Source organism: Vibrio nigripulchritudo, assembly GCF_027924785.1.
GTDB lineage: Bacteria > Pseudomonadota > Gammaproteobacteria > Enterobacterales > Vibrionaceae > Vibrio > Vibrio nigripulchritudo.
On the sequence record NZ_AP027050.1, the window covers coordinates 1,232,404 to 1,259,158 of the forward strand.

General features: G+C 45.1%; 24 protein-coding genes. 11 read left to right on the forward strand and 13 right to left on the reverse strand.

What is annotated here, in order from left to right:
- Positions 1-7 precede the first annotated feature (7 nt).
- Both QMG91_RS23945 and QMG91_RS23950 read right to left on the reverse strand, forming a co-directional pair.
- Positions 8-1,342: a dihydroorotase gene (locus QMG91_RS23945; protein ID WP_281830567.1), complete on the reverse strand. Its 1,335-nt coding sequence runs from the start codon at positions 1,340-1,342 to the stop codon at positions 8-10.
- Positions 1,343-1,433: 91 nt separating this feature from the next.
- A complete protein-coding gene (locus QMG91_RS23950; RefSeq protein ID WP_004409037.1) occupies positions 1,434-1,892 on the reverse strand; it encodes a Fur family transcriptional regulator in 459 nt (152 codons plus the stop codon).
- A gap of 318 nt (positions 1,893-2,210) precedes the next feature.
- Here QMG91_RS23950 and QMG91_RS23955 point away from each other — a divergent pair, with 318 nt between their 5' ends.
- Positions 2,211-2,717, forward strand: coding sequence for a hypothetical protein (locus QMG91_RS23955; protein ID WP_281830568.1), 507 nt, complete (start codon positions 2,211-2,213; stop codon positions 2,715-2,717).
- Positions 2,718-2,787: 70 nt separating this feature from the next.
- Here QMG91_RS23955 and QMG91_RS23960 read toward each other — a convergent pair whose 3' ends face one another.
- Positions 2,788-3,831 carry a GMP reductase gene (locus QMG91_RS23960; protein WP_281830569.1) on the reverse strand — a complete coding sequence of 348 codons (1,044 nt, stop codon included), beginning with the start codon at positions 3,829-3,831 and terminating at the stop codon, positions 2,788-2,790.
- 481 nt (positions 3,832-4,312) lie between these two features.
- Between QMG91_RS23960 and QMG91_RS23965 the strand changes: the two genes are divergently transcribed.
- Positions 4,313-5,308, forward strand: coding sequence for a 2-hydroxyacid dehydrogenase (locus QMG91_RS23965; RefSeq protein WP_045964452.1), 996 nt, complete (start codon positions 4,313-4,315; stop codon positions 5,306-5,308).
- 61 nt (positions 5,309-5,369) lie between these two features.
- Here the strand turns inward: QMG91_RS23965 and QMG91_RS23970 are convergent, their stop codons facing one another.
- From QMG91_RS23970 to QMG91_RS23980, 3 genes are all read right to left on the reverse strand, one after another.
- Positions 5,370-5,813 carry a PAS domain-containing protein gene (locus QMG91_RS23970; protein ID WP_004409044.1) on the reverse strand — a complete coding sequence of 148 codons (444 nt, stop codon included), beginning with the start codon at positions 5,811-5,813 and terminating at the stop codon, positions 5,370-5,372.
- Positions 5,813-6,817, reverse strand: coding sequence for a response regulator (locus QMG91_RS23975; protein ID WP_281830570.1), 1,005 nt, complete (start codon positions 6,815-6,817; stop codon positions 5,813-5,815). Before QMG91_RS23975 ends, QMG91_RS23970 begins: the two co-directional genes overlap by 1 nt.
- 380 nt (positions 6,818-7,197) lie before the next feature.
- Entirely contained in the window at positions 7,198-7,560 is a 363-nt protein-coding gene (locus QMG91_RS23980) for a hypothetical protein (protein ID WP_004409047.1), read from the reverse strand.
- A 359-nt stretch (positions 7,561-7,919) separates the two neighbouring features.
- Here QMG91_RS23980 and QMG91_RS23985 point away from each other — a divergent pair, with 359 nt between their 5' ends.
- From QMG91_RS23985 to QMG91_RS24000, 4 genes are all read left to right on the forward strand, one after another.
- Positions 7,920-9,134: a sensor domain-containing diguanylate cyclase gene (locus QMG91_RS23985; protein WP_004409048.1), complete on the forward strand. Its 1,215-nt coding sequence runs from the start codon at positions 7,920-7,922 to the stop codon at positions 9,132-9,134.
- 215 nt (positions 9,135-9,349) lie between these two features.
- On the forward strand, positions 9,350-10,585 hold the full coding sequence (locus tag QMG91_RS23990) for an L-lactate MFS transporter (protein WP_281830571.1): 1,236 nt from the start codon (positions 9,350-9,352) through the stop codon (positions 10,583-10,585).
- 67 nt (positions 10,586-10,652) lie between these two features.
- A complete protein-coding gene (locus QMG91_RS23995; RefSeq protein WP_281830572.1) occupies positions 10,653-12,278 on the forward strand; it encodes a VRR-NUC domain-containing protein in 1,626 nt (541 codons plus the stop codon).
- Positions 12,279-12,495: 217 nt separating this feature from the next.
- Entirely contained in the window at positions 12,496-12,675 is a 180-nt protein-coding gene (locus tag QMG91_RS24000; RefSeq protein ID WP_004409054.1) for a hypothetical protein, read from the forward strand.
- A gap of 111 nt (positions 12,676-12,786) precedes the next feature.
- Here QMG91_RS24000 and torS read toward each other — a convergent pair whose 3' ends face one another.
- Entirely contained in the window at positions 12,787-15,723 is a 2,937-nt protein-coding gene (torS, locus tag QMG91_RS24005; RefSeq protein WP_281830573.1) for a TMAO reductase system sensor histidine kinase/response regulator TorS, read from the reverse strand.
- A 119-nt stretch (positions 15,724-15,842) separates the two neighbouring features.
- Between torS and torT the strand changes: the two genes are divergently transcribed.
- Positions 15,843-16,871 (forward strand): TMAO reductase system periplasmic protein TorT, encoded by a 1,029-nt coding sequence (gene torT / locus QMG91_RS24010; protein ID WP_281830574.1) that lies wholly within the window; start codon positions 15,843-15,845, stop codon positions 16,869-16,871.
- Positions 16,872-16,992: 121 nt separating this feature from the next.
- Positions 16,993-17,448, forward strand: a complete 456-nt coding sequence (locus QMG91_RS24015) for a methylglyoxal synthase (RefSeq protein ID WP_004409058.1) — start codon at positions 16,993-16,995, stop codon at positions 17,446-17,448.
- Positions 17,449-17,565: 117 nt separating this feature from the next.
- Here QMG91_RS24015 and QMG91_RS24020 read toward each other — a convergent pair whose 3' ends face one another.
- The 4 genes from QMG91_RS24020 to helD form a co-directional block, all read right to left on the reverse strand.
- Positions 17,566-18,150, reverse strand: coding sequence for a YceI family protein (locus QMG91_RS24020; protein ID WP_281830575.1), 585 nt, complete (start codon positions 18,148-18,150; stop codon positions 17,566-17,568).
- A 436-nt stretch (positions 18,151-18,586) separates the two neighbouring features.
- Positions 18,587-18,952 carry a VOC family protein gene (locus tag QMG91_RS24025; RefSeq protein ID WP_281830576.1) on the reverse strand — a complete coding sequence of 122 codons (366 nt, stop codon included), beginning with the start codon at positions 18,950-18,952 and terminating at the stop codon, positions 18,587-18,589.
- The gene (locus QMG91_RS24030) at positions 18,936-19,535 is read right to left on the reverse strand and encodes a DJ-1/PfpI family protein (RefSeq protein ID WP_004409063.1); all 600 of its coding nucleotides are present in this window, start codon (positions 19,533-19,535) and stop codon (positions 18,936-18,938) included. The genes QMG91_RS24025 and QMG91_RS24030 overlap by 17 nt, the downstream gene beginning before the upstream one ends.
- Positions 19,536-19,549: 14 nt before the next feature.
- Entirely contained in the window at positions 19,550-21,616 is a 2,067-nt protein-coding gene (gene helD, locus QMG91_RS24035; RefSeq protein WP_281830577.1) for a DNA helicase IV, read from the reverse strand.
- A 195-nt stretch (positions 21,617-21,811) separates the two neighbouring features.
- Here helD and yccS point away from each other — a divergent pair, with 195 nt between their 5' ends.
- The 3 genes from yccS (at position 21,812) to QMG91_RS24050 (ending at position 24,874) form a co-directional block, all read left to right on the forward strand.
- A complete protein-coding gene (gene yccS, locus QMG91_RS24040; RefSeq protein WP_281830578.1) occupies positions 21,812-23,968 on the forward strand; it encodes a YccS family putative transporter in 2,157 nt (718 codons plus the stop codon).
- 222 nt (positions 23,969-24,190) lie between these two features.
- A complete protein-coding gene (locus QMG91_RS24045) occupies positions 24,191-24,358 on the forward strand; it encodes a hypothetical protein (protein WP_022561520.1) in 168 nt (55 codons plus the stop codon).
- A 69-nt stretch (positions 24,359-24,427) separates the two neighbouring features.
- Positions 24,428-24,874, forward strand: a complete 447-nt coding sequence (locus QMG91_RS24050; protein ID WP_022561521.1) for a hypothetical protein — start codon at positions 24,428-24,430, stop codon at positions 24,872-24,874.
- Here the strand turns inward: QMG91_RS24050 and QMG91_RS24055 are convergent.
- Positions 24,871-25,830: a TerC/Alx family metal homeostasis membrane protein gene (locus QMG91_RS24055; RefSeq protein WP_281830579.1), complete on the reverse strand. Its 960-nt coding sequence runs from the start codon at positions 25,828-25,830 to the stop codon at positions 24,871-24,873. The two genes, QMG91_RS24050 and QMG91_RS24055, sit on opposite strands and share 4 nt — an antisense overlap.
- A gap of 278 nt (positions 25,831-26,108) precedes the next feature.
- Positions 26,109-26,672, reverse strand: coding sequence for an NnrU family protein (locus QMG91_RS24060; protein ID WP_281830580.1), 564 nt, complete (start codon positions 26,670-26,672; stop codon positions 26,109-26,111).
- Between the last annotated feature and the right edge of the window lie 83 nt (positions 26,673-26,755).

The following is a 26,755-nucleotide window of genomic DNA, read 5'->3' on the forward strand; positions in this document are numbered from 1 at the left end:
AGATCATTTACCTGTCAAAAGACATACGCATAGCAGGCGATTGCACATCAATCAGAGAATCGTTGGCATAAACCAAGCCGCCATTCACCCAGGTATTTTTGATCCGTGATGTGAATTCATGCCCTTTAAACGGAGACCATTCACAGTGATATAGGATGTTCTCGCTCGTTACCTTGGTTGAAGTTTGGGCATCAACCAGTACCAAATCAGCGAAGTAACCCTCTCGGATAAACCCACGATCCTGAATCGCGTAACGAATGGCTGGGTTATGCGCGGTTTTCTCTACCACCTGTTCGATATTCATTCGACCGTGATGCACATGATCCAATAACGTTAGCAAAGCATGCTGAACCAGAGGTAATCCTGCTGGTGCCTGATTGTAGTCCACCTGCTTCTCTTCCCAGGTGTGAGGAGCGTGATCGGTCGCAATGATATCGATTTGATTGGTATGAAGAGCCTGAATCAGCGCGTCTCTATCACTCTGGTATTTAATGGCGGGGTTACATTTAATCTGGTTACCTAGCGTGGCGTAATCCTGATAACTGAACCATAAATGATGCACACAGGCTTCAGCAGTAACGTGTTTGTTTTGAATTGGTCCCGATTCGAAAAGCGCCAGCTCTTTAGCAGTAGTGATGTGCAGAACGTGCAACTGGCTTTGGTATTTCTTCGCCAAATCTACGGCATAAGAAGAAGATGCAAAGCACGCTTCGTCGTCTCGCAATACAGGGTGATCTTCTATGGTGAAAACTGGCTTTTTACTTAGTAGTTGCTCTCGATTCTTACTGATCACAGGTCCACTTTCACAATGAGTAACAATCAAAACTGGTGCATCACGGAAAATAGCATCCAACGCTTGTGGATGTTCAACTAGCAAATCGCCTGTCGACGCGCCCATAAACACTTTTACACCACAGTGATTCTTGGGATCCAAACGCTTAATCTGTTCTAGATTGTCTTCAGTCGCACCAAGATAAAAAGAATAGTTCGCCACCGAGTTTTGAGCAGCAATCGCGTATTTCTTTTCTAATGCTTCAATAGTTGTGGTCGCTGGACTAACGTTTGGCATTTCCATGTAGCTGGTGATACCACCCGCCACTGCAGCGCGAGATTCCGTTGCGATCGAGCCTTTATGAGTTAACCCCGGCTCGCGAAAGTGAACCTGATCATCAATCATTCCCGGAAGCAGATATGCCCCCTTTGCGTCGACGATATTATCGGAAAGCTGCGCCGTTATGTCGGCTTCTATTTTTTCAATTCGCTGATCGACGATCCGCAAATCCGTTTCTGTGATGGTTCCTTCATTTACCACGCGGGCATTCTTGATTAGCGTTGCTGACATAGCGTTTCGACATCTCCTTTAATGGTGGGGACTTAAAATAAATTCAAATTGGTAGGTGGTGTGCATTACCACTGCTGCATAAACGAATAGATTAAGATTGCTTTGCGCACTCGTCACACACACAGCTAATTTCTAATTGGGGGCTGACTACTGTAAAACCCTCTTTGCGAGCAGTAGATTGAAGACCGACGATCACTTCAGGGTCTATGGTATGTTCGGTGATTTTTTCGCATTTAGAGCAAATGAAAAACTGTGAAACGCCGTGTTCGCAGTCGCGCAGAATATGAGAACACGCAACGTACTTGTTCGAGACCTGAATCTTATGAGCCAAGTGCTCACCTTCCAGAAATTCTAAGATACGGTAGACCGACATAGCCGGAATGATCTGGTTGAACTGTTCTTTGCAGTAGTCCACTAACTCATAAGCAGACAACGCCCGATTAGAGTGAACCAGAGCGCGAAGTACCAATTCTCGCTTTGCTGTTAGCTGCTTTCCATTCGCCTTACAGCCCTGCTCTACGTGTTCGATAATTGCATTAATATTTTTCATTTTGTCGATTATCCATTGCTTTCGCGCACAATGTTATAACATAACATTTCAAACAAAAACCCATAATCGAAAACAAATGTAAAAGCGCTATTGCATAAGCTAGTTTATGAAAGGAATTTCTATAACCTGATATGCATTTTGTATCGACTCCCTAAATAGAAGGAGTTGAAAAACAATATGCAACCAAGAACAAATCATGTTTTTCTGGCGAAAACTTGCCTACGTTGAATCAGAGTCAAATTTCTTCTAGAAAGCCATCTTTTATAGATCGTTACCCTGCTAGCCTTTAACTTTAAATCTCATATGAACTATAAGAGTATGAATTTTGGACATGTATTTATAGCGCTCTTTAAGTGGTTTACTGGTATCTCAGTCGTCCTGAGCGCATCAATCTCAGCTACCTCTTATGAGATGTACCTTAAAGAACAAGTTAAAGAAAATTATAGCGTGTTGAACAATAAAATTGCTCTTTGCAATAAAGATCGAAAGGATTCATTTGATAAAGCCGAAATTACAAACAAGTGGTTTAACGGTTTATCGAAGAAAGATAGAGGTGAGGTCATCATCATGCTCACTAAAATCGCGGACGAACGATGTTATGCGCTGGAGTTGAAAAGCTATTCAGATTCTGTTGTTCAGTACACATCAAATACTGGAGATCAATCGGTTATGAAAGACTGGTTGATATTAAGACGCCTCTATGCTTCACACTCGGAGCTCGAAGCAGTAGCTCATATAGATTTTGATAAATTGATTGCGCTTAGTAAAGAGGCTCCATTTGACCAACCATTTAATGGTATGAGTTTGCTTACTCTTTATCGATAAACACATTACACCTCAACATAGAAATAAGGCAGGGTAGATTCCCTGCCATAGCTATCGAATAAATGCTTAGTTACTCTTTCCCGTATACGTTGTTCTCTTGCTCTTGCACGCGGATGAAAGTCGTACGCTTAGTTAGCTCTTTTAGTTTAGCGGCGCCTACGTAAGTACAGGTTGAGCGCACACCGCCTAGAATATCTTGGATGGTGTTTTCAACTGGACCGCGGAATGGTAGTAATACGGTTTTGCCTTCTGCTGCACGGTATTTGGCTACACCGCCGGAGTGCTTATCCATCGCAGATTGAGAAGACATGCCGTAGAACTTCATAAACGTTTTACCGTCTTTTTCAACCAGATCGCCGCCCGATTCCTCGTGACCAGCCAGCATGCCGCCTAGCATGACAAAATCGGAGCCGCCACCGAAGGCTTTGGAGACGTCTCCTGCACAAGTACAGCCGCCGTCACCAATGATGGTGCCGCCTAAACCGTGCGCTGCATCGCCACATTCGATAATGGCGGAAAGCTGTGGGTAACCAACACCTGTTTTCACTCGTGTGGTGCACACACTGCCCGGACCAATGCCTACTTTTACAATGTCGGCACCCGCTAAGATTAGCTCTTCGGTCATGTCGCCAGTCACGACGTTGCCTGCGGAAATGACTTTATCAGGGAATGCGGCACGCACTTTAGATACGTATTCGCACAGGTGCTCCGAGTATCCGTTGGCAATGTCGATACAAATGAAGATAAGCTCATCGCTTAAGGCAAGAATGTCTTTCGTTTTCCGGAAGTCGGCGTCGGATGTGCCTGTGCTCACCATTAGGTTGTTGAGCACGCTTTTGTCGGCAGATTTAACAAACTCAGCCCAGTCTTCCACAGAGTAGTGTTTGTGAACAGCGGTCATGACTCCATTGGTAGCCAGGGCTTGCGCCATTTCAAAGGTGCCGACAGAATCCATATTGGCAGCGATCACAGGGACACCAGACCATTGACGACCACTGTGCTTGAAGGTAAACTCGCGGGTTAAATTTACTTGGGAACGGCTTTTTAGGGTTGAACGTTTCGGGCGAAACAGGACATCTTTAAAACCTAACTTGAGTTCATGTTCGATACGCATGGTATGCAATTTCCTTTAGCTATGTATTGCATGCCCGTAGAAAGTTGGCTGGCAACTTTCAGACGCGAATCTCTTTGGCAGAAGAGTTTCACGTTTTTCGGACACAAAAAAACCGGAGCGTTGGCAGACGCTCCGGTTTTCAGCATTATAGGCACTAAAAGATTCCTGACAAGACTAATATTTGTAATTTTTTTGTGTTACCTTACCGAAGAATTCATATCTAAAACCTTTCCATTTTCTGGTTTATCTTCCTAATTTTATTTAGAAATCACCTCATTAATCCCTATTATTTTCTTTAATAACAAACAGTTAACGCTCAGTAAATTTGGGGTTTATTTTTGTTTTGAACGAGCGTATTAATAACGCAATCAGCATGTTCGCACCGTGTAAGTATACGTAAGTACCCCACTTTTTGATGCATCAAGCAAGTCTAGGGTACTCACTTATACTAATAACTAACTCTATAACGAGGAGTATAGTCATGCTTAAGATCGCATTTTTCAGTTCCAAGTCTTATGACGAACGCAGTTTTAGCCAAGAAAACGAACGTTATTCGTATCAATTCGAGTTTCATGATTTTCGATTAACCGAGCAAACCGCACGTTTGGCTTCGGGCTGTGATGTTGTATGTGCATTTGTAAACGACGATTTGTCTGCCCCGGTTCTACAACAACTCGCAGACACAGGCGTTAAAGTAGTAGCGATGCGATGCGCGGGTTTCGACCGTGTAGATCTGCAAGCTGCTGAAACCCTTGGCTTAAAAGTCGTACGCGTACCTGCGTATTCACCAGAATCCATTGCCGAGCATGCCGTGGGCATGATGTTGTGCTTGAATCGCCGTTACCACAAAGCATACCAGCGCACTCGTGATGCTAACTTTTCCCTTGAAGGCTTGGTTGGCTTTAACTTCCACGGTAAAACCGCTGGTATTGTCGGCTCGGGCAAGATTGGTCTCGCCACCATGCGAATTCTGAAAGGTCTGGGCATGGAGATTCTGTGTTACGACCCGTATCAAAACCCTGCGGCTATTGATTTGGGTGTGAAATACACGGAATTAGAAGAAGTGTACAAGCACGCTGACGTGATCAGCCTGCATTGCCCTTCCACTCCTGAAAATCGCAACATGCTCAACGCCGATGCGTTCTCGAAGATGAAAGATGGTGTGATGATTGTAAACACCAGTCGCGGAGATCTTCTGGATTCTGCTGCTGCAATTGAAGCATTGAAATCTGGCAAGATTGGTTCTTTGGGTCTGGATGTGTACGACAACGAGAAAGAGTTGTTCTTCCAGGACAAATCAAACGATGTGATCGTCGACGATGTATTCCGCCGCCTGTCTGCGTGCCACAATGTGATCTTTACAGGTCATCAGGCGTTCTTAACCGATGATGCATTAAGAAGCATCGCTTCCGTGACTCTGCAAAGTGTGTCGGATGTGCTCAATACTGGTAGCAGCCAGAATGAAGTAAAGGCTTAAGTCTTTGAAAAAACAAAAAGCCCAGCCATTTAAAATGGCTGGGCTTTTTAATGGTAGCTGATTAGCTTTCTGCTACGCCTGCGATAACGGCTTCAGCGGTCGCATCTTGTATGGACAGGAACATAGATTTCACCTGACCAGTCGGCGTACGCATCGGGTTCAGAGTGATGTTCTGATACATAAACTCAGCTTGCTGGGTAATCGGGCGTACATTGCGGCAACGGAATAGGTATGGGCGCTGACGCCAGGTAATAAAGCTGCGACAACCCAGGTTGTAAACGGGTTTGGCTTTCAACACAAACCACTCTTTCGGGATTTCCGGGAACACTTCAAACAGGGACTTGCCTATTGCTTCGTGTGCCTGTTTTCCACTGTGATGGGTCATAAAGCCGTTCCAGACTTGAATGTTGTAATTCTCATCCAACACCACCAAGCCCATTTCGACATTTTGTACCATGTCCACCATCCAGTGGAACTGTTCAAATTCTGCAGGTAGATTCAGCATTACAACTCATCCTCCATCAAGTACGCCAGTTTGTTATCCAACAAAGGAAGAGATTCGTCTACAAACATAAACAGCAGGTCACACTTAATGTTGGTGCCGTCGATGTTGTAGCTTACTTCGAAGGTCATGGTTTTGGTAAACGCACCCGCTGTGCTCTGAATAATGGAATCAATAGGAATGTGTTGCCCTAAAAGAACGGGTGAACTCTGAAAAAAGCGCACTTCTGATTGTTCGCCTAATCCATTAAGGAAAGAGCCCACCAATATATTGGATACGTCCATCAGAAGTTCGAGCTCTTCGTGCTCATTGTTGGCAGGCACCTGCATCAGTTTGTTAATGTCACTGACGGATGAATCACTCAGCAAAACCAAAGCTTCACCGGCAATACCCTCTCCACTGAAACCCTGACAGACACCGGAAACCTGATCGTTATCAGCAAGATCCCTAAGCGCCATATGCAGTTCGCTCACTTCAAAAATGTTGACGTTAGGTAAAGGGAGATGAACGAATACATCAAAATGACGAGCCAGCGCATCGGCTGCCCGGCCAATGGCTACGTTAGCCACTTCCATGTAAATATCACGCCTTTTGAGTACTGGTAACTCAACAGGCGAAGGCATATAGGTTTGAGGTTGTGTGGGCGGCTCAATGAGGCTTTTAAGCACATCTTTCAAAGCATCTTTATTGATGGGCTTTTGAATGAAGGCTTTCGCCCCCAAAGACATGACTTTCTCTTTAGCTTTTGGCTGAATATCCCCCGATACCACCACCACTTTAATATCGATTCCACGTTTCCCGATTTCTTCTAACGTGCCGTATCCATCCAGCTCAGGCATCGTCAGGTCTAGGAACATAAGTTTGAATTCACGCGTTTGAAGTTGTTCTAATGCGTCTAATCCATGGACAGCAAAGGTTATATCTGCTCCTAAAGAAGCAGGTAGTGAACGTGCCATCTGTTTACGGGCTAGCGCGGAGTCGTCACAGATCAATATAGGAAATGACATTAATTCACCATAGGTCGCGTATGAAAAGCATACTTAAAAATAATTGCTAATACCCAGAACATATTACGTTTTTCGATAAATTATCACTTGGGTATCTTTAAACAGAATGGTGAACTTTAACACATCTAAAGATTAAATCAGCGCAAGATTCCCACCACTTCTATATACAATATAGGATATAAATGGCGTAAGGAACGGCATATTGTGTAACTGATTAATTAATAAGCGTATTTTATGCTATTTGCACCGCTGGCTCGCTTTTTGAACAATTTCATCACATGTTGCATACCATCCACACAATGTGAGCCAAATTGTGAGCACAAAAAAGCCTTCCACTTGGGAAGGCTTCTTCAAAAATTCTTGTTTACCGTTTTTGCAAATTAAGCTTCTGCTTCTGCAATCTGACCCGGCTTCTTGGTGATGCTCTGGCGATAGCTGAACCACAGATAAGTGATGACTAAAGAGAAATAAAGGTAAGTTAATGCAAACACCAGTGGCGATGTCATTAAGCCTTTATTCACACCGACCATAACACCAACGACGGTAATCGTGAGCTTTGAAAGCATGCCGCACAATAGTAGGAAAACAGCGAATGCCGGGAAGCGAGAGCTACGGAATGAGAACCAGTAGCAGCTGCCTACTGCTAGCGCTGATACCGCCAGACCCAACATGAAAGAATGAAAATGATCCGCAGAAGCAACACCTGCAGAAATCGAAGCGAGCATTATTAAAATCAGTTTCATATATTCACCTTCACTTAAATAAAGAGAATGCGTCCTTTCATATTCAAAATCTTAGTTTTCAGTCGCTATTTTGCGCATTTATTGCCCAATTTCAAGTAAAAAACACGATAAAACTGCATTGTTTTTCGTACATTAAGCACACGTTTACAAACAGTTAACAGCAGAAATATTTAGTTACACCCTCAAGTATTGATATTGCTAGTTAAAAGTAATTATTCAATGCTTTTGTTACAGTTAATTAACATTTAAATTTCTCATCACTAATTTAAGGGAAATTCTATTTTCGGGAGCTCGATCATCACATGTACCCCAGCTTTGTGAGATACCATTAGTGTTTTATAAACCACCAGAGCTTCGTTTTGTTTGATAGTACTTATGGCGTGGTCATTCAGCGCAATTTTAAAGCGCTCTACGTTGACTTAGCATTCGCCAAAATTTATGGGTTCGATTCCCCAGAAGATATCTACCAGCTAGATAGCTTGCTTGATCTTATCGCTCCCTGTGATCATCAAGAAGCTCTGAATACCTACCAAAGAATCCTTGCAAATCAGCAGCGTCCAAGAATGCACTCCTCTATAAATGTGGATCGCTACGGCAGAGAGTTTTCGGTTCTGGCTATCGACCATGTCATTGAGTGGGAAGGTAAGCCTGCACTTCAAGTTACGATCATCGATATGTCCGCTCAGGAAGAAGCAATGCTTCAGTTGCAGGAAAACGAACGTCGCTACCGAGAGCTGGTGGAAGGCTCCCTTCAGGGCATCTTGGTACACCGCGACTTCAAACCACTTCTGGTGAATCAGACTTATGCAAAAATGCTCGGCTATCCGAGCGTCGATGCTCTGATTTCGACAGGTACCATCTTTTCTCATATACCTGAAAAGTATCAGGATGTGGCACGTTCTCGTTACGATATGCTGCTGGCGGGCGAGAACACGAGCCAGAATGTCACCGTACGAAACTTCCGACTCGACGGCTCTACGGCTTATTTCAAGCTCTCTGAGCGGGTGATTGACTGGGACGGTCAACCGGCCGTTCAGGTATCGGTATTAGACGTGACCGAGCAGCTTATTCTGGAAGAAAAACTGACGTACCAAGCGAATCATGACTCCTTAACAGGTCTGCATAACCGCCGTTTCATGACTTCGACATTAGAAAGCCGCTATAAGCTGGATCAGTCGATGAGCTGCATCCTTATTGATCTTGATGATTTTAAGTCAGTCAACGATAAGCACGGTCACGCTGGTGGTGATAAGACGCTGCGTGCCTTTGCGGCAGTTTTAAATGAAGTATTAGGCAGCCACGCTTTTAGTGCTCGCTGGGGTGGCGAAGAGTTCATTATCTGTATGAGCGATTACAACTATGAACAAGCATTGTGTTATGCCCAAGCGATAAAATCGGAAATCAATAAGTGGAACTTTGAAGAAGCCACTACGGCTTCTTTTGGTGTCGCCTGTTCCTGTGATTCTGACTCTGATTACAGTCTTATGATCCAGCGGGCAGACCGCGCACTGTATGAAGCAAAACGTCTTGGAAAAAACTGCATCGTCACTACAGATAACGATTTTTACAGTTAGACCAACGTTAAGTTAACAGCCTCGCAACATTGTCAATACCTATATCCAGCCTACTCCACCCCGATCTCGAAATTTCTCCGACTTTATGTTGAAAAAGGGATTCCAATCACATTGAGATTGTTTATAATCCGCGCGCAGTTCTTGTGTCTTTTTTTGATAAAGACAAAAAATTTTTTAGTAACTAACTTCCCCTCGCGGGTGTATTGAGAAGAGAAATGAATAAAATCGATAAAGCGATGCGAATTCTTCTTGCCGGATTCTGTATCAATCTTTGTTTGGGTATCTTGTATGCGTGGAGCGTATTCAACAAAGCCTTGGTCAGTGACTTCGGTTGGAGTGCATCAGACGCCTCTCAGCCTTACGCAATCGCAACGATCACATTCTCTATCTGTCTTCTTGTTGCTGGCGTACTGCAAGACCGTATGGGCCCACGCAATATCCTGATTCTTGGTACAGCCCTGACTGGTCTTGGTATGATCGGTTCAAGCTTCGCGGATTCTGTACTAATGCTAAACATTACGTTTGGCGTTATCACAGGTGCGGGTATCGGTTTTGGTTACGCGTGTTTGTCTCCTTCTGCAATGAAGTGGTTCCACTCTTCCAAGAAAGGTTTGGTTAACGGTCTGATTGCAGCGGGCTTTGGCCTGGCAGCGGTTTACCTTGCTCCGGTAACTTCTGCGCTGATTTCTTCTTACGGCATCAACTCCAGCTTTATGATTCTGGGTATTGGTGTTTTGATCATTGCTGTTCCGCTTGCATGCACCATTAACAACCCACCAGCGGGTTACACGCCTGAAGAGCCAAAAGTAAAAGCAGGTAAAGCGCCAGTAGCTGCTAAGAAGCCTGTTGATATTTCTTGGAAGAACATGCTGAAAACGCCTCAGTTCTACTCTTTGTGGATTATGTACGCTTTTGCGGCGTCAGCAGGTCTGATGATCATTGGTAACATCACCAATATCGCAAGTGTTCAGGCGAACCTGCCAAATGCAGTTTACCTGGCTTCTATCCTTGCGGTATTTAACTCAGGCGGTCGTGTTGCGGCGGGTATCCTATCCGACAAAATCGGTGGTGTTCGCACTCTGCTTCTTGCGTTTGTTCTTCAGGGCATCAACATGGTTCTGTTTGCAACCTTTACTTCAGAATTCACGCTGATCATCGGTACTGCCATTGCAGCAGTCGGCTACGGTACGCTTCTGGCGGTATTCCCATCTATTACTGCGGAATACTACGGTCTGAAAAACTACGGCACCAACTACGGCGTGCTTTACACCTCATGGGGTATCGGTGGCGCTATCGGTGCAGCGGTTGTCGGTTACTCTATGACTAATGGCGGAGGCTTCGGTCTGGCGTACACGATTTCAGCCGTAATGATGGGTGTCTGTGTGGTATTGGCTCTTATCACTAAGCCAATCAGCGAATCGAAAGCCGCAGAGCTTAAAACAGCCGCTTAATTAGATTTGAATCTCTACAGAGAAAGAGCTTACCCTTAACGGTAAGCTCTTTTTTTATGCGACGAATATGCCTTCACAACCACCTGAATTACCCGTTGATTACTATCACTCCAATTTCCAGCTTTTGTTGAATAACGCTATTCAGACTTATGATGATCTTCTTGCCGATGAAGAAAAGATCTGGATTGAGTCTTACAACAAGATAGATAGAGCGTCTCAATGCCTGCTGATTCGTCTGCTTTCGCGCAAGGGAGAGTGGTTTCGAAGTGATAAACTGGTATACCAAGAAATTGGGGATATCACAGCGTGTCTGGCTCAGCTCAGTGAACATAAGCTTATCTTTCTTCCTGACGAAGTGAATTGCAGACAGCTCGCTCGTTCGCTGCTCACAAAGCCTGAAATCGTAGCCCTCTACCCTAACCTGAATAAGCAGCTTCCCAAATCTGATTTAATCAACCTCTTGCCCGATGAAGAAGTCGATATATCGACTCTGCCATTTACCTGTATTCAGTTACTTCATGCCGAGTTGATGCCGATCTTTACGGCGCTGTTTTTTACTAACACGCATCAGGATTTCACCCAGTTTGTATTGTCTGATTTAGGGCTGAACCGCTTTGAAAGCTACCCATTGAGTCGGAAACTTCGCTACTTCAACCATAGAGATGAGCTGCTCTCACTGCTCAAAATTGGTGATATTGGTAATCAGTATTATGAATATCGAAAAGCCCCTCTTGAGCATATTCAGCATTGGCTCAATGCATTACCATCCAAAAGTGGTCATCAGGATGTCGATAAAAAACGCTCTCACCTCATCAATAAACTGGCTAGAGACTTAGAACGCCACGAGCAATTTGACGAAGCGATTGCGCATTTCAGCGAAAACGCTTTGCCACCAAGTCGGGAGCGACGTGTCCGCATGTGGGAAAAAATGGGGTTAGACGAACAAGCTCTAACTCTCACCCACGATATGCTGAGCTCACCTTACGATGTGGATGAATGGGAAGTTGCCCAGCGAATTGAGCGAAAGCTAGTGAAAAAGCTTGGGGATAAGCCGACTCCTGTAACGAAGCCGAAGTTTGAAGAGGTATACATTGAACTGGATTTGTCTGAACAACGCGTCGAGGTAGCTACTCAAATCCACTACAACCAGTCTGGTTGGGAGACTTACTATTTAGAAAACTGTTTTCTGAATGGGTTGTTTGGACTGGTATTTTGGGATTCGATCTACGCGCCCGTTCAAGGAGCGTTTAACCACGCCTATCAGTACCGACCTCTGGACCTCTATCGCCCGGAATTCAGTGAAAATCGGTCTGAGCTGATTGAGACCGATATTCATCGGTTTTTAACTTTGGGTTATGAGCCCCTCATAGAGCGCTACAGCGAAAAGTATGGCATTGCTAACCCTTATGTCATTTGGGACGTGTTTACCCCAGAGCACATCACACAGGCTGGCATTGCGCTACCTGAAGAACAGTTGGTTGAATTGTTTCGTGTGATGCTTTCAGACATGCGAAACTTCCGTGCGGGTCAGCCCGATCTGGTTGCCTTTAAAAATGGAGAGCTCAAATTTATCGAAGTCAAAGGACCTGGCGATAAACTTCAGCAAAACCAAATCCGCTGGCTACAGAAATTCCAGCAGCTGAGTGTGAATGCCGAGATCTGCTATGTGAACTATTCCAAGAAAAAATCATAAAAAATTTGCGTAATTTTCATTTCTTGCTAAGTGATTGGATCTTCGAGTGATTCGTCCACATGCCTTTTTGTAAGTTATTGGTTTGTGTTTTTGAGGTAATGTCGCCTGATCCGAATCCGCTGATCCAATTTAAAATCTTTGACTATAATCCTTGTGAGATTTGCTAACCAATGTTGGCAAATCACTCTGAAAAACATTCCTTACAGGAGGGTTTAAGATGAGTATTCAAGATAAAATTGAGGACTTGGAACAACAAATCTACATCGCTTGTTCCGAAGGTAATTTTGACCAAATGTATCAGCTAGAGAATGAACTGGAACAACTGCGGGGTCGAATCGCCTTTGGAATGGAGGATGACCCTTACGCCTTAAGTGGGCTGCTCGCAGGCGATAAATAGTTATGTTCCGAGCTGATTTAATCAGCATTGAAATCTAAACCCCGACAATGAACATCGGGGTTTTCATTATTTTGGCACTGGTTCTAATGTATGTTGAACTTTGCTGTCAGGCTACAGTTCCAGAGTCTGCAGTGCCTCAACTGAATTATCCAGCAGAGACTTAATAGCGTCCCTCTCTCTTCTCAACAATACCAATGGGTCTGAAGAACTCTCTATCTCGGCAAGTGCTTCTCGCAACGCTGTTAAACCTAAACTGGCAGCGGATCCTTTCAATTTATGCGCGTGGGATTTCACTTCAGTTTCATCTCCCGCTTCAAACGCCAGACTAATGTTTTCCCAGTCCTGAGCTGATGATTGTTTGAAAATCTCAATCCAGCTCATCACCTTTTCTTTACCCAACACGCAGGCATCCTGCCGAATCACTGAAACATCCAGCAAATCAAATTCAGGGATCGCATTTTCTGTCACCAACTTTGGTTCAGTTGAACTAAACTCAGACTCCCGGATTCCAACGGTGACATCTGGCACTTGACCTTCAAGTACTTTAGCGAGTGTATTCGCCAAAAGCTCTTTCTCTATTGGTTTAGGAACAAAGGCATCAAAACCAGAAGCCAGATATTCTGCCACTTCCTCACTAAAAACATGAGCAGAGACGGCAATCATCGGGGTCAGTTCTCCTCCGGTTTCAGTTAGGTTCTGCTGTTCAATGCGTCTTAACTCAGCCAGAAGATCGACTCCGTTGCAGTCAGGCAAGTTAATGTCCAGTAATCCGATATCAAAACTGTGCTTCATCATTAACAACTTGGCGTCTTCGCCCGTCGTCGCTGTCGTCACTGTATGACCTAAATGCTCCAGAAACCCTTCTGCCACTAAACAGTTCACTGGGTTATCTTCAACCAGAAGAACGTTTGCCTTTCGGCATGTGCTGAGTATTGCGGGTTCTGGTGAATCTTCAGGTTCTTCCCCAACCGGTAATGGCAGGCTGAACCAGAACCGACTTCCCTCTCCGGGTTCAGAATGCACGCCAATCACACCACACATAGCCTGTATTAACTTTTTGCAGATGGCTAAACCAAGCCCTGTCCCCCCGACCTTGCCTTCACCACCACTGGCTTGGGTAAATGCTTCAAACAGAGTATCCAGAGCCGTCTCTTCAATACCGATACCAGTATCCGAAACTTCAAAGTAGATGTGATTAGGTCGATTGGTATCTCTTCCGACATACACATCCACCTCACCCTGTTCCGTAAATTTAATCGCATTACCGATAAGGTTGGTCAGAACCTGAGAGATTCGCACGGAATCCCCGAGAAAGTATCGCCCGATCTCAGGGTCAACTTCCTGATAGAGGTTTAGCCCCTTCTCGGTTGCGCGGCTGGAAAGCAATTGAGAGATGTCACCAACCATACTCACCAAATCAAAGTTATGTTGAGCAACTTTTAAATGCCCGGCTTCAATTTTCGAGTAATCAAGTACATCGTTAATGATACTTAACAAGCTGCTGCCGCTGCGATTAATGATGTCGGTGTATTTGAGCTGCTCTTCTGAAAGCGAAGTTTCTTGTAGCAGGCTGGCTGTTCCCAGAACACCATTCAAAGGAGTGCGGATTTCATGGCTGATGGTTGCCAGAAAAGCAGATTTTGCACGGTTCGCACGCTCTGCTTCGTTTCTGGCTTTGGCATGATTTAACACTTCTACGTTCAGTTTCTGGTTGGTGTGTTTGAGTTCCTGTGTACGCTGATCAACGATCTCTTCAAGATGCTCTTTGTGGCGTTCCAGTTCCTGCTTTGCTTCTGCCTCGCCTTCTGCCACTACTTTCAATGTTTTCGCGGTATCTCGGGCGACGATTATTGCCCGCCCCATGTCTGCCAGCTCATCTTTGCCTTTAACATCAATGTCGAGCTCCAGTTTACCTTCGGCTACATTGAGCAACGCACTGGAATACTGGTTCAGACGCACAACAACCGACTGATACACCACTTTCCAGATAATAATTCCGACAATGGAAAGCCCGAGCATTGAGAGCAAAATCAGCGTCCATTGCGCCATGCTCAGCGTCTTCGACACATTCTCAATCGCCTCAGTTGAGCTCTGATTTGATTCGTCCACCAGTCGCCCAACGATGTTGTTCAATTCTGCAAACAAACCGTGCGTTCTCGCATTCAGGCTGCTTGCCAGCTCTTCGTTTTGATAACGCTGCATCAACATTTCAAAAATCTGGCTGTTTGCCTGAAGCTCATCAATTAACCCACTCATCTTCACTGAACGAGTTGGATCTTCAACTGAACGAACCCGTCGTTCCATGATCGTCAGGTTAGAATCGAACTGATTTTTAAGCTCCTGAATCCGCGAAAACACCGTCACGCTTTTCACTTCTTCGATTTGAGTAAGCAGACGAAGCGCCAGCAGATGAAGCTCATGCAGGCGTTCAGTCAGATCCATATCGACTTCAACCAGCGTATCCAGGGCGTTGTATGCCGCTTCTGAATTATTACTTTCCAGCAAGTCATATACGTGAGCGACATTGGCTACCGCAACTGTGCTGGAGTTCAGTACCTGAGTGCGCGCCAGCCCTTCCAGTTCGTCTGCTTTCAGGCGCATATACTCGACTGAATCCCCAATATCGTCATTCAGTTTGAGTCGCTTTTCCACAGCAAGACCGAGCTCAGCCAAATTGTCGATGATGTTCTGAACATTGGACTCCAATCGATCCAATAATGTTGAATCGAACGCGTCTGAACCGAGCAATTTAATGTGCGTGAGCAACTGATTCAGTTCTGCAAACAGCGTCTGACCATACCTTTTCACCTCTGTCGGGCTTTCTGAGTTAGCTAGGAGCTGCGCAGAATAGACGATTCGGGAACTGAGCTCTGAAACCTGACGGGCTTCTAACATCGCTGGAATAGCATTGTCGGCTAGCTGGCGCTCTGTTTTCGCTACCAGTGAGAACCCTGCAATACCGATTAGGGAAGCCATAACCATTAGCGATGCGATAGCGATGAATGAATATAAAAGCCTGCGACCTATACTCGACGGGGATAGCAGCATTTTTGCCTCATAGCGAAAGAAAATTGGGGATAACGAACCGGATTAACATTAGGTTTTTTATTGTTATTTGGTTATATTTTGCAGTGTTTGCACCCAGATTCCAAAAAGAAAGCGAAAAAATGCCAGATTGCTTTAAACACCTAAGCTGGAGATTCCGAACACCGTCCTTACGTTACCCTATCTTGGTAACCGGAAGTTTGATCTTATCAGCCTTTCCTTTGCACGCTGCAGAAAAAATATGTGCGATTTATCCTCACTTAAAAGATTCCTACTGGCTCTCGGTCAACTACGGCATGGTGGAAGAAGCCAAGAATCAAGGAGTGAATCTTAAGGTGCTGGAGTCTGGTGGCTACCCCAATCTGACGCGCCAAACTCAGCAAATTGAAGAGTGCCGAAATTGGGGCGCAGATGCGATAGTGCTTGGCACAGTGGCTCCCGATGCTTACAAACATACTCTCGCAGATTTAGTGCGGCAGACTCCCGTGTTTGTCACCGTCAATCAGCTAAATACAGATAGTACCGCCTCAAAGTCAGTTCATGGTTACGTTGGAGTCGACTGGTATGACATGGGGTTCAAAACGGGTAACTACCTGAAAAAGAAGCACCCCAAAGGCAGTGGAAAAGTTCAGGTAGCCTGGCTTCCGGGACCAGAGCAAAGAGGCGGAACAAAGCCTGTTGAACGCGGGTTTCATGAAGCGATAAAAAGCAGCGATGTTGAAGTGGTTGTTTCCCTATGGGAAGACAACGACAAGGAGTTACAGCGTAACTTAGTTCAGCAAGTTTTAGAGTCCGAGCAAGTGGACTACATTGTAGGTAGCGCAGTTGCGATTGAAGCTGCAATCAGTGAGTTGAGAAACGCCAAAAGAACCGATATCGGATTAATCTCGACCTATCTGAGCCACGGTATTTACCGAGGTCTTCGCCGCGATCGTGTTCAGTTTGCACCCACAGATAAGATGGTTCAGCAAGGCAGAATCTCTATCCAGCAGGCAACTCATTACCTGAGAAATGAGCCTTTCAAATCCAACTTTGTCCCGGTTATCGAGCCTCTTACACCAGAGCAGATCAGCAAAACCGTTATTGCGGACTCGTTGTCTCCCGCCGAATACCGACCTATTTACATGGTTGAAGAAGAGAACCATTTATAGGCTTAAGAGCTCCTGAGCTAACATTCTCAGCATGCTTATTGTTAATTGTCACAAAATGTTGGCAGAATACAAATATACCCAGTTGCTCTATTCGTTTTGGGTATGATTCAAGGAGTAAAGAATGCAAAAAACAACAAGAACAATGCCTGCACATAAAAATGTTGCTCTGGTCGCTCACGATAACTGCAAACCTGAATTGCTGCGCTGGGTTACAGAGAATAAAGACAAACTGCAAGGGCATTTTCTCTATGCCACGGGGACAACCGGGCACATGCTGAGTAAGGAAACCGGGCTAGCGATTAAAAGCCTAATCAGCGGTCCAATGGGGGGAGATCAACAGCTGGGTGCACTGATTTCTGAAGGTAAAATTGATGTGCTGATCTTTTTCTGGGATCCGCTCAACTCGGTTCCACACGACCCGGATGTGAAAGCCCTTCTGCGAATTGCGAGTGTCTGGAATATCCCAGTCGCGACAAACCGCGCGACGGCTAATTTCTTATTCGCTTCTAGCCTGTTAACAGAAGAAGTGGATATCGAGATTCCAGATTATGATGCCTACCTGGCGAAGCGAACTTAAACCAGTCTTCTTAAGCCAGAGCCAAAACTAAGCAATTAACAAAGAAAACGCCGAGTCCTCAAACTCGGCGTTCTGCTAATTCTTAACGTTTTAGAGGTTATCTAACCCGACTTCAGGTTATTTGCGTTTAAATACTAACGCAGCATTCACGGCGACTGCTGGAGAAATTGGAATTCCCCCTACTGTTTTCGCTAACTCTTCTACGTTGGTATTTGGAACACCAAAGCTAACTGCATTCACAATAACAGGAGACACTGTACTTACTGCGATGTATTGCGGCGTGTTAACCACCAGCAAAGACATTTTCACGCTTTTGCTACTGCCATAAAACTCAAGCTTACCTTTCACTTCTTTGATTGTGGGCTCCGTCAGTGCAGACACCTCCGCCAAATCAATTGTTCCAGTCAGCATTGCCTTAGGGTACTCATCTGTTTTAAAGAACAGGTCGCTAACACGCTGGTTACGAATCTTTACTCCGGTATCCACGGAAGATAAGTCGATATCGATTTTGAACTCACCATCTGCATTGATATTACCGCTGATCACCTCAAACTTTGCAGGTTCCAAAAAGTACTGCAGCTTAATAGTAGAGAAGTTAACGGATGAGACTTTTGGATCGAGCACATAGTGTTGATGCACCGCCTGAGCAGAGATTGGAGCGAGCGCCATAAAACTGAGAAGTAATCGGCTGAACAACGACATATTCCTTTCCTTTTATTTATTGATAGATACCCAAGTGGCCTCAAGATGATCGGTTCAGCGAGAACTAACTGGCTTTCAGACAAGACACCGATTTGAAGATCTAGTGGTTCTAAATCAAGAATCGGTAACGCAGTATGAAAGCCAGTTAGTCTCGCCCTTGGGAGCGCATATTCTGTCCCATTTCTTCGTCGAAGAACTTGAAAAGGACACGTCATTTCGCTGCGTTCTTATCCTTGAACTGAAACAGAATATGTTGCTCTGAATCCTGCCTCTTGAGGTCACTTGGGTATTTTCCCTTAACTTTTTCGTGCCAACACAACGAGAAAGGGCTGAGCTTAAACTAGTTAAGCACAGCCCATTGTCTCATAGATAATAAAGTTAGTGCATATCCGATTCGCGAATAAATCGTAACGAATTTCAATGCTTAAACGCTTTTTCATTCACCCCAAACGGCGAGTTCGTTACCACTTGGTTCTTTAAACTGAAATCGTCTTCCACCCGGAAAACTGAAAATGGGTTTGGTAATTTCGACACCTTTCGATTGCACTAAATCAAAGGAGTTCTCCAGATCTTTACTGAACAACACCAACAAAGGTGCACCATCGACCGAAGAGGAAACCGACCCCGACTTAAAGAAACCACCCATCAAACCTTTTGCACTAAACGCTGTGTACTCTTCTCCATAATCGGTGAATACCCAATCGAGCGTCTCCTCAAAAAACGTTTTGGTCGCTTCCAGATCGGTCGCAGCGAATTCAATGTAGTTGATTGAGTGATGTTCAAAATCAATAGGCGACGACATGCTTGCTTCTCCATTTAAAGTCGAGCTGGTCTGCGGTTTTCTTTGCCAGTTCCAACTTAGAAAGCCGGGAAACCAGCTGTAAGCTCATATCGATACCCGCAGACATACCAGCAGAAGTGATGATTTCTCCATCCTCTACCCAACGAGTATTTTTCACAAGCTTCACATCTGGGAATTGCTGAGCAAGATCGTCCAAATGCTGCTCATGCGCCGTGACTCTGCGATCAGACAGCAGTTTGGCCTGCGCCAGTAAAAAGACACCATTACAGACTGACGCGACTATTTTTACTTTCGACGCCTGTTCCTGAATCCAGTTGATAGCCCGCATGTTTTTCATTTCATGAGCGTAAACCCCACCCGAAACGATGAGCACATCCAACTCCGGATGATTATGGATTGAGCGATGGGGAACTACCTGATAACCGTGCCTAGCCGTTACAGCGTCACCAGACTCACTTATCAGATAGGGTAGGAATTGAGCGTCATAGTTCGCTGCGTACTTGTTTGCCGTTGCGAACACTTCGTATGGACCGGTGAAGTCGATAGGTTCTGCGTATTCGTAGATGTAGATGCCAATGTTCATGATTACCCTAGCCTTTATTTTTTAACGACGGGGTAACCTCCTTCTCGCAACTCTTCTACAAAAGTAGACGGATGCGCTCCGTACATTACCCACGCTTTCGATTTCGCCCGAGTCAGCGCAACATAAAACAGTCTGCGTTCTTCTGCATGGGCATAGGTGTCTTGGGTTTGTATTAGTGCACTATCGAGGTGGTGTTGACGTTCTGTTGCCGGAAACTGACCTTCATCGACACTTAAAATAAATACAAAGTCCGCTTCCTGACCTTTACTTGCATGACACGTCATAAACCGAATATCCAAATTAGAGCAGGACTTTTGCCAGTCCTTTAATTGCTCCGGACAGTGGTAGTGATTGCGTCCCAGTAGCAGTACTTCTTTTTTTGAAGTTTGTTTTTGGTCTAATTCAAGAAGCGATTTCTCAAGTATAGACATATGCAACAAAACCACCGACTTTTGTTTGATGGTCTTATGACTAGTCACAGTTTTTTGAATTTGATCCGGATTTTGCTGAACAAACTTGGAAGAAACTTCACCAATCATGTTATTGAAGCGGTAAGTGGTGTCCAGATAGTGGATCGATGCGCCCGGGAAACGTTTATCGAAATCGGTCGTCAGGCTAACGTCTGCCCCAGCAAAGCGGTAAATCGCTTGCCAGTCGTCCCCAACGGCGTACAGAGAGGCTTGTTCCTTAGTTTTGGGTTGATGACAAATGGCTTCCAACAGCTCAAGCCGAGCCGGAGAAATATCCTGATACTCATCGACCATAACGTATCGCCACTGCGGACGATATTTTCCAGACGCCACATACTTAGTCGCCTTAGTGATCATGGTATGAAAATCAATTTGATTATTGTCCTTGAGCATTTGTTGCCATGCCTGATAACACGGCCAGACTAATTGAAGCTCACTGTTGAGCCTTGGATACTCATCATGATCAACAATGCGCTGTTGGATTTGTTTCTTGCCGAAATTCATCGCACACAGTTGCTCTAACTGTTTTTCAAGCCACGCGATTAGCTTAGGGTTTTCGGACTGAGACCCAAGTTCTTCATCCCCTTTCAGGTATGCAATTGGCCATTGCGAAAGGTGCTTCTGCCAGCGCTTAAACTGATTCTGTGTTGCCCAATGCTGTTTCAGCCACTGCACACACCATGCTTGTTTCATGTTGTCATTGGTTGCCAATGGCGTTATTTCGACACTTTCATTTTCTACGTGACGAATAATATCCAGCCCGAGCTGGTGGAAGGTTTTTACGCTGATTGCTTGTCCGTCACTGCCCAACTTTGTTTCCAGACGCTGACGCATTTCGCTGGCAGCATCACGACCAAACGCCACCATTAACATGTCTTCTGGTTTTGCCTGATGGCTTTGCAGTAAATAGGAGACTCGCGCGGTTAATACACTGGTTTTGCCTGTCCCTGCCCCGGCTAATACTAGGTTATGATCATTGTTCATTAACACGGCTTGCTGCTGGGATAAGTTGAGCGGGCTGGATTCCACCTGAGCAAAAAGAACCTGCCAGTATTCTCTTTCTTTTTCCAACCATTCCAGATTTCTTGTTTTCTGATTCGATTCACCGTTGATTAGCCAGTCGGACACGCTTGTCATCGCATCGGGCATACGCTGCTGGGCTTCCTCAAGGCTCATATTGAGTAAAGCGAAATCTTCAGAAACGGCATTTTTCCAGTTATTCAATTGGGAAGTAGGCAGATAAGCAGGCTGGCTTCGCATAAGATCCAACGTTTCCTGCCAACTTGGGAGTTTTTCGTTCAGGCTCTTACATTGGTTGTAATGCCAACTGGAATATTCATGTTGGGCTTGCTTTACGAAGCGATTGCAGTCCTCCCAGGGTAATCCCTGAACTAACCAGGCTTGTTGTTTATTATTTTTGGCATGAGCATGGAAAACCAGGCTGCCCCACATAAGACCTCGTTTGAGGGTGATGGAGCCGTCCCATACAGAAAAAGGAATGTGCTCTTCACTTTGCGCCGAGTTTAGTATCAGCTTATCGCCTTCAATACAGACTTCATTGTATTCACTTTGTATTAAAAATTTGGCTGACCGCGACGCCGTGACTTGCATGTATTAAACCTATAATCGAATGGAGTAAGAATCTTAGATCACGTAGCGAATCAGAACAACGTAAAGTCAACTTAAATCGTTGCGCTATTGAGTATTTCTTCAACAACCGCGCTTTTTCTTGGTGCTGGGTCATATCCCTGCTAAGGTCGAATCATGTAACTTACGGATTCCTTTATAAGAAGAAAAACTTACCCCGTGCCATTAACAACGATTTTTCGCCACTATTGGGCAAACAAAACCATCAATTACAGCGTTCGCATTGCGATTGCACTTTTAGGGATTGTGATTCCCTGTTGGTTTTACGAGCAGAACACTGCCATTATCCCTCTGATTCTAGGCATTATTGCCGCCGCTCTTGCGGAAACAGACGACAGCTTCTGGGGGAGAATGCGTGCTCTTATTCTCACATTCATCTGTTTTGCCATCGCTGCCTTTTCTATAGAGTTCCTTTTTGACCAACCAGTGCTGTTCGCCGTTGGCCTGTTTGTTTCAACCTTTGCCTTTATCATGCTTGGAGCCATTGGTCCTCGATACGCGAGCATTGCTTTTGGCTCTTTGCTGATCGCCATTTACACCATGCTTGGTGCGCATGAAAGCCCAAACATCTGGTTCCAGCCTGTGATGTTACTTGCCGGAGCAGCTTGGTATTACTTCATTTCGATGGTTTGGCAGATCTTCTGGCCAATGCAGCCCGTTCAGCAGAGCTTAGCCAACGTATTTGAACAATTAGCTAATTATCTGGACTCCAAAAGCGAGTTGTTTCACCCGGTGACCAACCTGACGCCTCAGCCACACCGAATCAAAGAAGCAAGCCTGAACGCTGCAACGGTAACCGCACTTAATCAATGCAAAGCTACCTTGCTTTCCCGTTCAAAACGAGGGCACATTGACGGACCGAGTGACCGTTTCCTGAACATCTATTTTCTCGCACAGGATATTCACGAGCGCGTTAGTTCAACTCACTATCGTTATCAGGATCTTGCCGAGCAATTTAACCACAGCGACGTGCTTTTCCGCTTTAAACATCTATTGCAAACACAGGCGAAAGCTTGTCGCCATATCGCAAAATCACTGAACCTGGGCACTCAATATCAGCATGACCCTCAAAACACGCAAGCGCTGAACGAACTCAACGACTCAATGCAGTATCTTCAGGACCAAAAACGTCGCGACTGGTCGCTGTCACTCAGTCAGCTTTCTTATCTGTTCAGAAACCTATCAACCGTTGAGAAGCAGTTAAGTAATGTCAGTAACCCTGATGTAAAACAGAACGAGAACGATGACGTGCTGGATGACACCACAGCGCACACACCGAAAGCGATGTGGTTGAGGATTAAGAGCAATCTGACACCAAATTCGATTCTGTTTCGCCACGCAGTACGAATGTCGATAGCCCTTACCGCTGGATATGGGTTAATTCAGGCATTCAGTATTGATAAGGGGTACTGGATACTTCTAACCACTTTATTTGTCTGCCAACCCAACTACAGTGCGACCAGACAAAAACTGACAGCACGAGTTATTGGCACCATAGCTGGGTTGTTGGTAGGGGTATTCCTGTTAACCTTCTTCCCGTCTCAGGAAAGCCAGTTGGTATTTATTGTGCTTTCGGGCATTCTGTTTTTTGCTTTTCGCATCAACAATTACGGATTTGCGACCGCTTTTATTACCCTGTTGGTTCTGTTCTGCTTTAACCAGTTGGGTGAAGGGTTTGCTGTCGTTCTGCCAAGGCTGGCAGATACCCTGATAGGTTGCGCATTAGCAGTCGTTGCTGTTGCATTTATTCTGCCGGACTGGCATTCAAAGCGATTGCACAAAGTTATGGCGGAATCGGTTCTCGCAAATCAAAGCTATCTGGCACAAATCATCGGGCAGTATCGTGTTGGGAAAAAAGACACCCTCGCCTATCGCATTGCCCGCCGAGACGCACACAACAAAGATGCCAACCTGAGTTCATCTATCAGTAATATGCTGATAGAGCCGGGTAAATATCAAGCCGCCGTTGATGAGAGCTTCCGTTTTCTAACTCTGAATCATGCCATGCTTAGCTATGTTTCTGCATTAGGTGCGCACAGAACACGGTTAGAAGACGAAACCATTCACCAGTTGGTGTTGGATTCTCACCGAGCCATACACAAACATTTGGAAATACTGCACCAGCAGTTGAATGATCAGTGCGAAGACTGCGATCTTTCCACCATTGCAGAAACAGACATAGAAAAGCGTCTGAGTGAATGGCGTGAAGAAGACGAAAGCTCCGCACGACTAGTTCTTCAACAACTTCATCTTGTCTATCGAATGCTGCCTGAGCTCCATTCGTTAGCCTCAAAGTTCGCTGTAAGAGTCCAGTAACTCCCTAGCCGAGCAACGAATTTGCTCGGCTTTCTTCAATGGTCCCATTTAAGTTTCTGGGTAAAGATCACATTACCCATATTATTTGAGCAATTCCTGACAAAAATTGAACAAATCAAGATTTCGATGCTCTTAATGTAGGTTGCGTTAATATTTGGCGCACAAAGTTTCAATATCGGTGCAAATGAGACATTGAAAACTATCAAAATCGGGAATAGAAAAATGCCACAGCATCAGTACGAACAGTTAAGGAGCAAGGTTCTTGAGTTGACGCCTGCGCAACTTAAAGACTTACAGATAGAGATTGAAGGGAAGCTAGACAAGAACAATCAACAAGTTGAGTTAACCGAAGAGGAACTAGATACCATTCTCCGCCTTTTTAGAGATTAATCTCTAAACGAAAGTTGAACTTTTACTGGCTAAAGTTTAACCTTTAAGTAGATCTCGAGGTACCTACCCATGCCAGTCTCATCCATACATTCAGGTCATGTCATTCTCCAACAATCGAGAACCATGGCTAAGCAGGCGACAGAGGAGCTGAACGAAGAAGCTCGTCTTGAAAGAGCGCGCCTCGAAGAAGTGGCAGCAGAAGAACGCATTCGCGAATCCCAACCTAATGAAGAAGTCCAAGCCTCTGAGCGTGCTGAAGAAGCCCGTGAAACCGAACTAGCGAAAGAAGAACAAGCTGAAGTTTACGAAGAGTCTTTCAATAAGCTTCCGACCGCAGATGAAGAGCGCGATATCAAACGCGAAGAAATTGCCGGCGAAAGGCAAGATCGCCAAGAATCGGATTACGTAGAAGCTGCCACCAAACTGAATCAGGCAAAAAGCTATAACAGTGTTGGAGCAAGTGTGGTAACCCGCTCCAACGACATGATAGGCACAATGCTCGACATTTCTGTCTAGCTAATCGATTCCTCCTGAACCCCTTCCCTGTTTCCTCTGGTTTTCATTACCGACGCTACAATTGCCGTTCCCATAACCGACACCAGTACTCCCAACGAAACGTACGTAGGAATTGCCCATGCTGTTTCTACTAGCAACATTTTGATGCCGATAAATACCATGATGAACGCCAGTGCAGGCTTAAGATAAACAAATTTGTCCATCATACTCTGCAACACAAAGTACAGAGATCGGAGCCCCAACAACGCAAACACATTTGCCGCCAGCACCAAGAATGGTTCACGAGTTACCGCAAAAATCGCCGGAATCGAATCCAGCGCGAACATTACGTCCATCATCGCAATAACTGCAATCACAATCGCCATTGGCGTCAGCACTAGGCCTAGTTTGTCGCGACGAACCAACGCGTTACCATGAAATTCGTTTGAGACTCTTGCCACCTTGCGAATCAAACGTTCAGGAAGCGGGCTTAATGCTTCTTCCTCTTCAGGCTGAGTCAGTTTATAACCCGTCCAGATAAGGAAGGCGGCAAACACATACAGTATCCAATGAAATTGCTCTAATAGCTGTGCACCCACTGCAATCATGGCAGCTCTTAGCACCAAAGCTCCAATAACCCCCCACAACAGAGCTCTGGGTCTCAATTCTGCCGGAACCAGATACTGATGAAAAATGATCGCGAAAACAAACAGGTTGTCGACGCTCAGTGATTTTTCAAGCAGATAACCGGTGAAGAACGCCGTTGCCGCTTTCCCTGAACTGTAGTGACTTTCAGGCGCATACCATTCCCAGAAAAACAGAATAGAAACACCAAATGCCATTGCGACCAAAACCCAGATTACACTCCAGATCGCGGTTTTTTTTACCGTGACCTGACCGCCTCGGGTTTGCCAGATATCGACACACACCAACAGTAAAGTCAGTGCACCAAATGCAAAATAAGTGATAGGACTCAAAACACACCTCATTCCACAAACAAACATGCGGAAGAGACAGATACGACTACCCCCGCAAACCTGCGAATGTTCAAACCGTTACAGGCTAGAACACTGCTCCTTGAATGCGTTGGTCTCGTCAGAGTGAAAGCTGGTTAAGGGCTTATACCTTTGTATGCCGGAAAAGCGAACGCTTAACGGGATGACGACATACAAACTAAGAGTTCTTAGTAGACTACTCCCCAATACAGGCGGATAGTATGCCTGTATTGAGAGTACGTCAATACGATTTTTATGCGTTATCGAAGTGGTATACCAGACAAATAAACATGCAGGAAAAATGCGGTAATAAAGTATAAAACCAGGCTGATAACATGCGTTTTCAGTTCCTGAGAAACAGGGGGAATATCTGGCTTCACCCACTCACCATCTCTTTTGTTAATCACAATAATCTCGATAACCGCCCACAAGGCTAAACCACCGAATAACAGTACAGACCGTTGTTCACCGTTACTGATCAAATGTGCCACCGCCCAGACAATCACACTCATCAATTGAGGGTGACGTATATAACGCTTAATTCTGGTTTTACCCTGCGCAGCGCCAAACAGAATAAAGCCCACCAGCATGAGCAACATGGTCAGCCCTCTAAATTCAGGGTCTAGCACGTAAAGATAGTTTGGAATGGTGCTTCGCCAACCAAATATGATCATCAATAAACCAGCGACAACTAAGAGAGAGAATATTCCTTTGTAGCCGTTTTCTCCGACCTGGTTAATCATATTTCTCTTTAGCTGCGGCGCGAGAGTGGGAACAAAATGAATCGCACTCCACATCAGTAATCCTAATATCATCAGTAACATTGCTTACTTCCTTTTTTGTATTTTGATTCGATTATTGGTCAAATCACCCACTAATGATGTGGATTTCGTCTCATAGCTGGTCA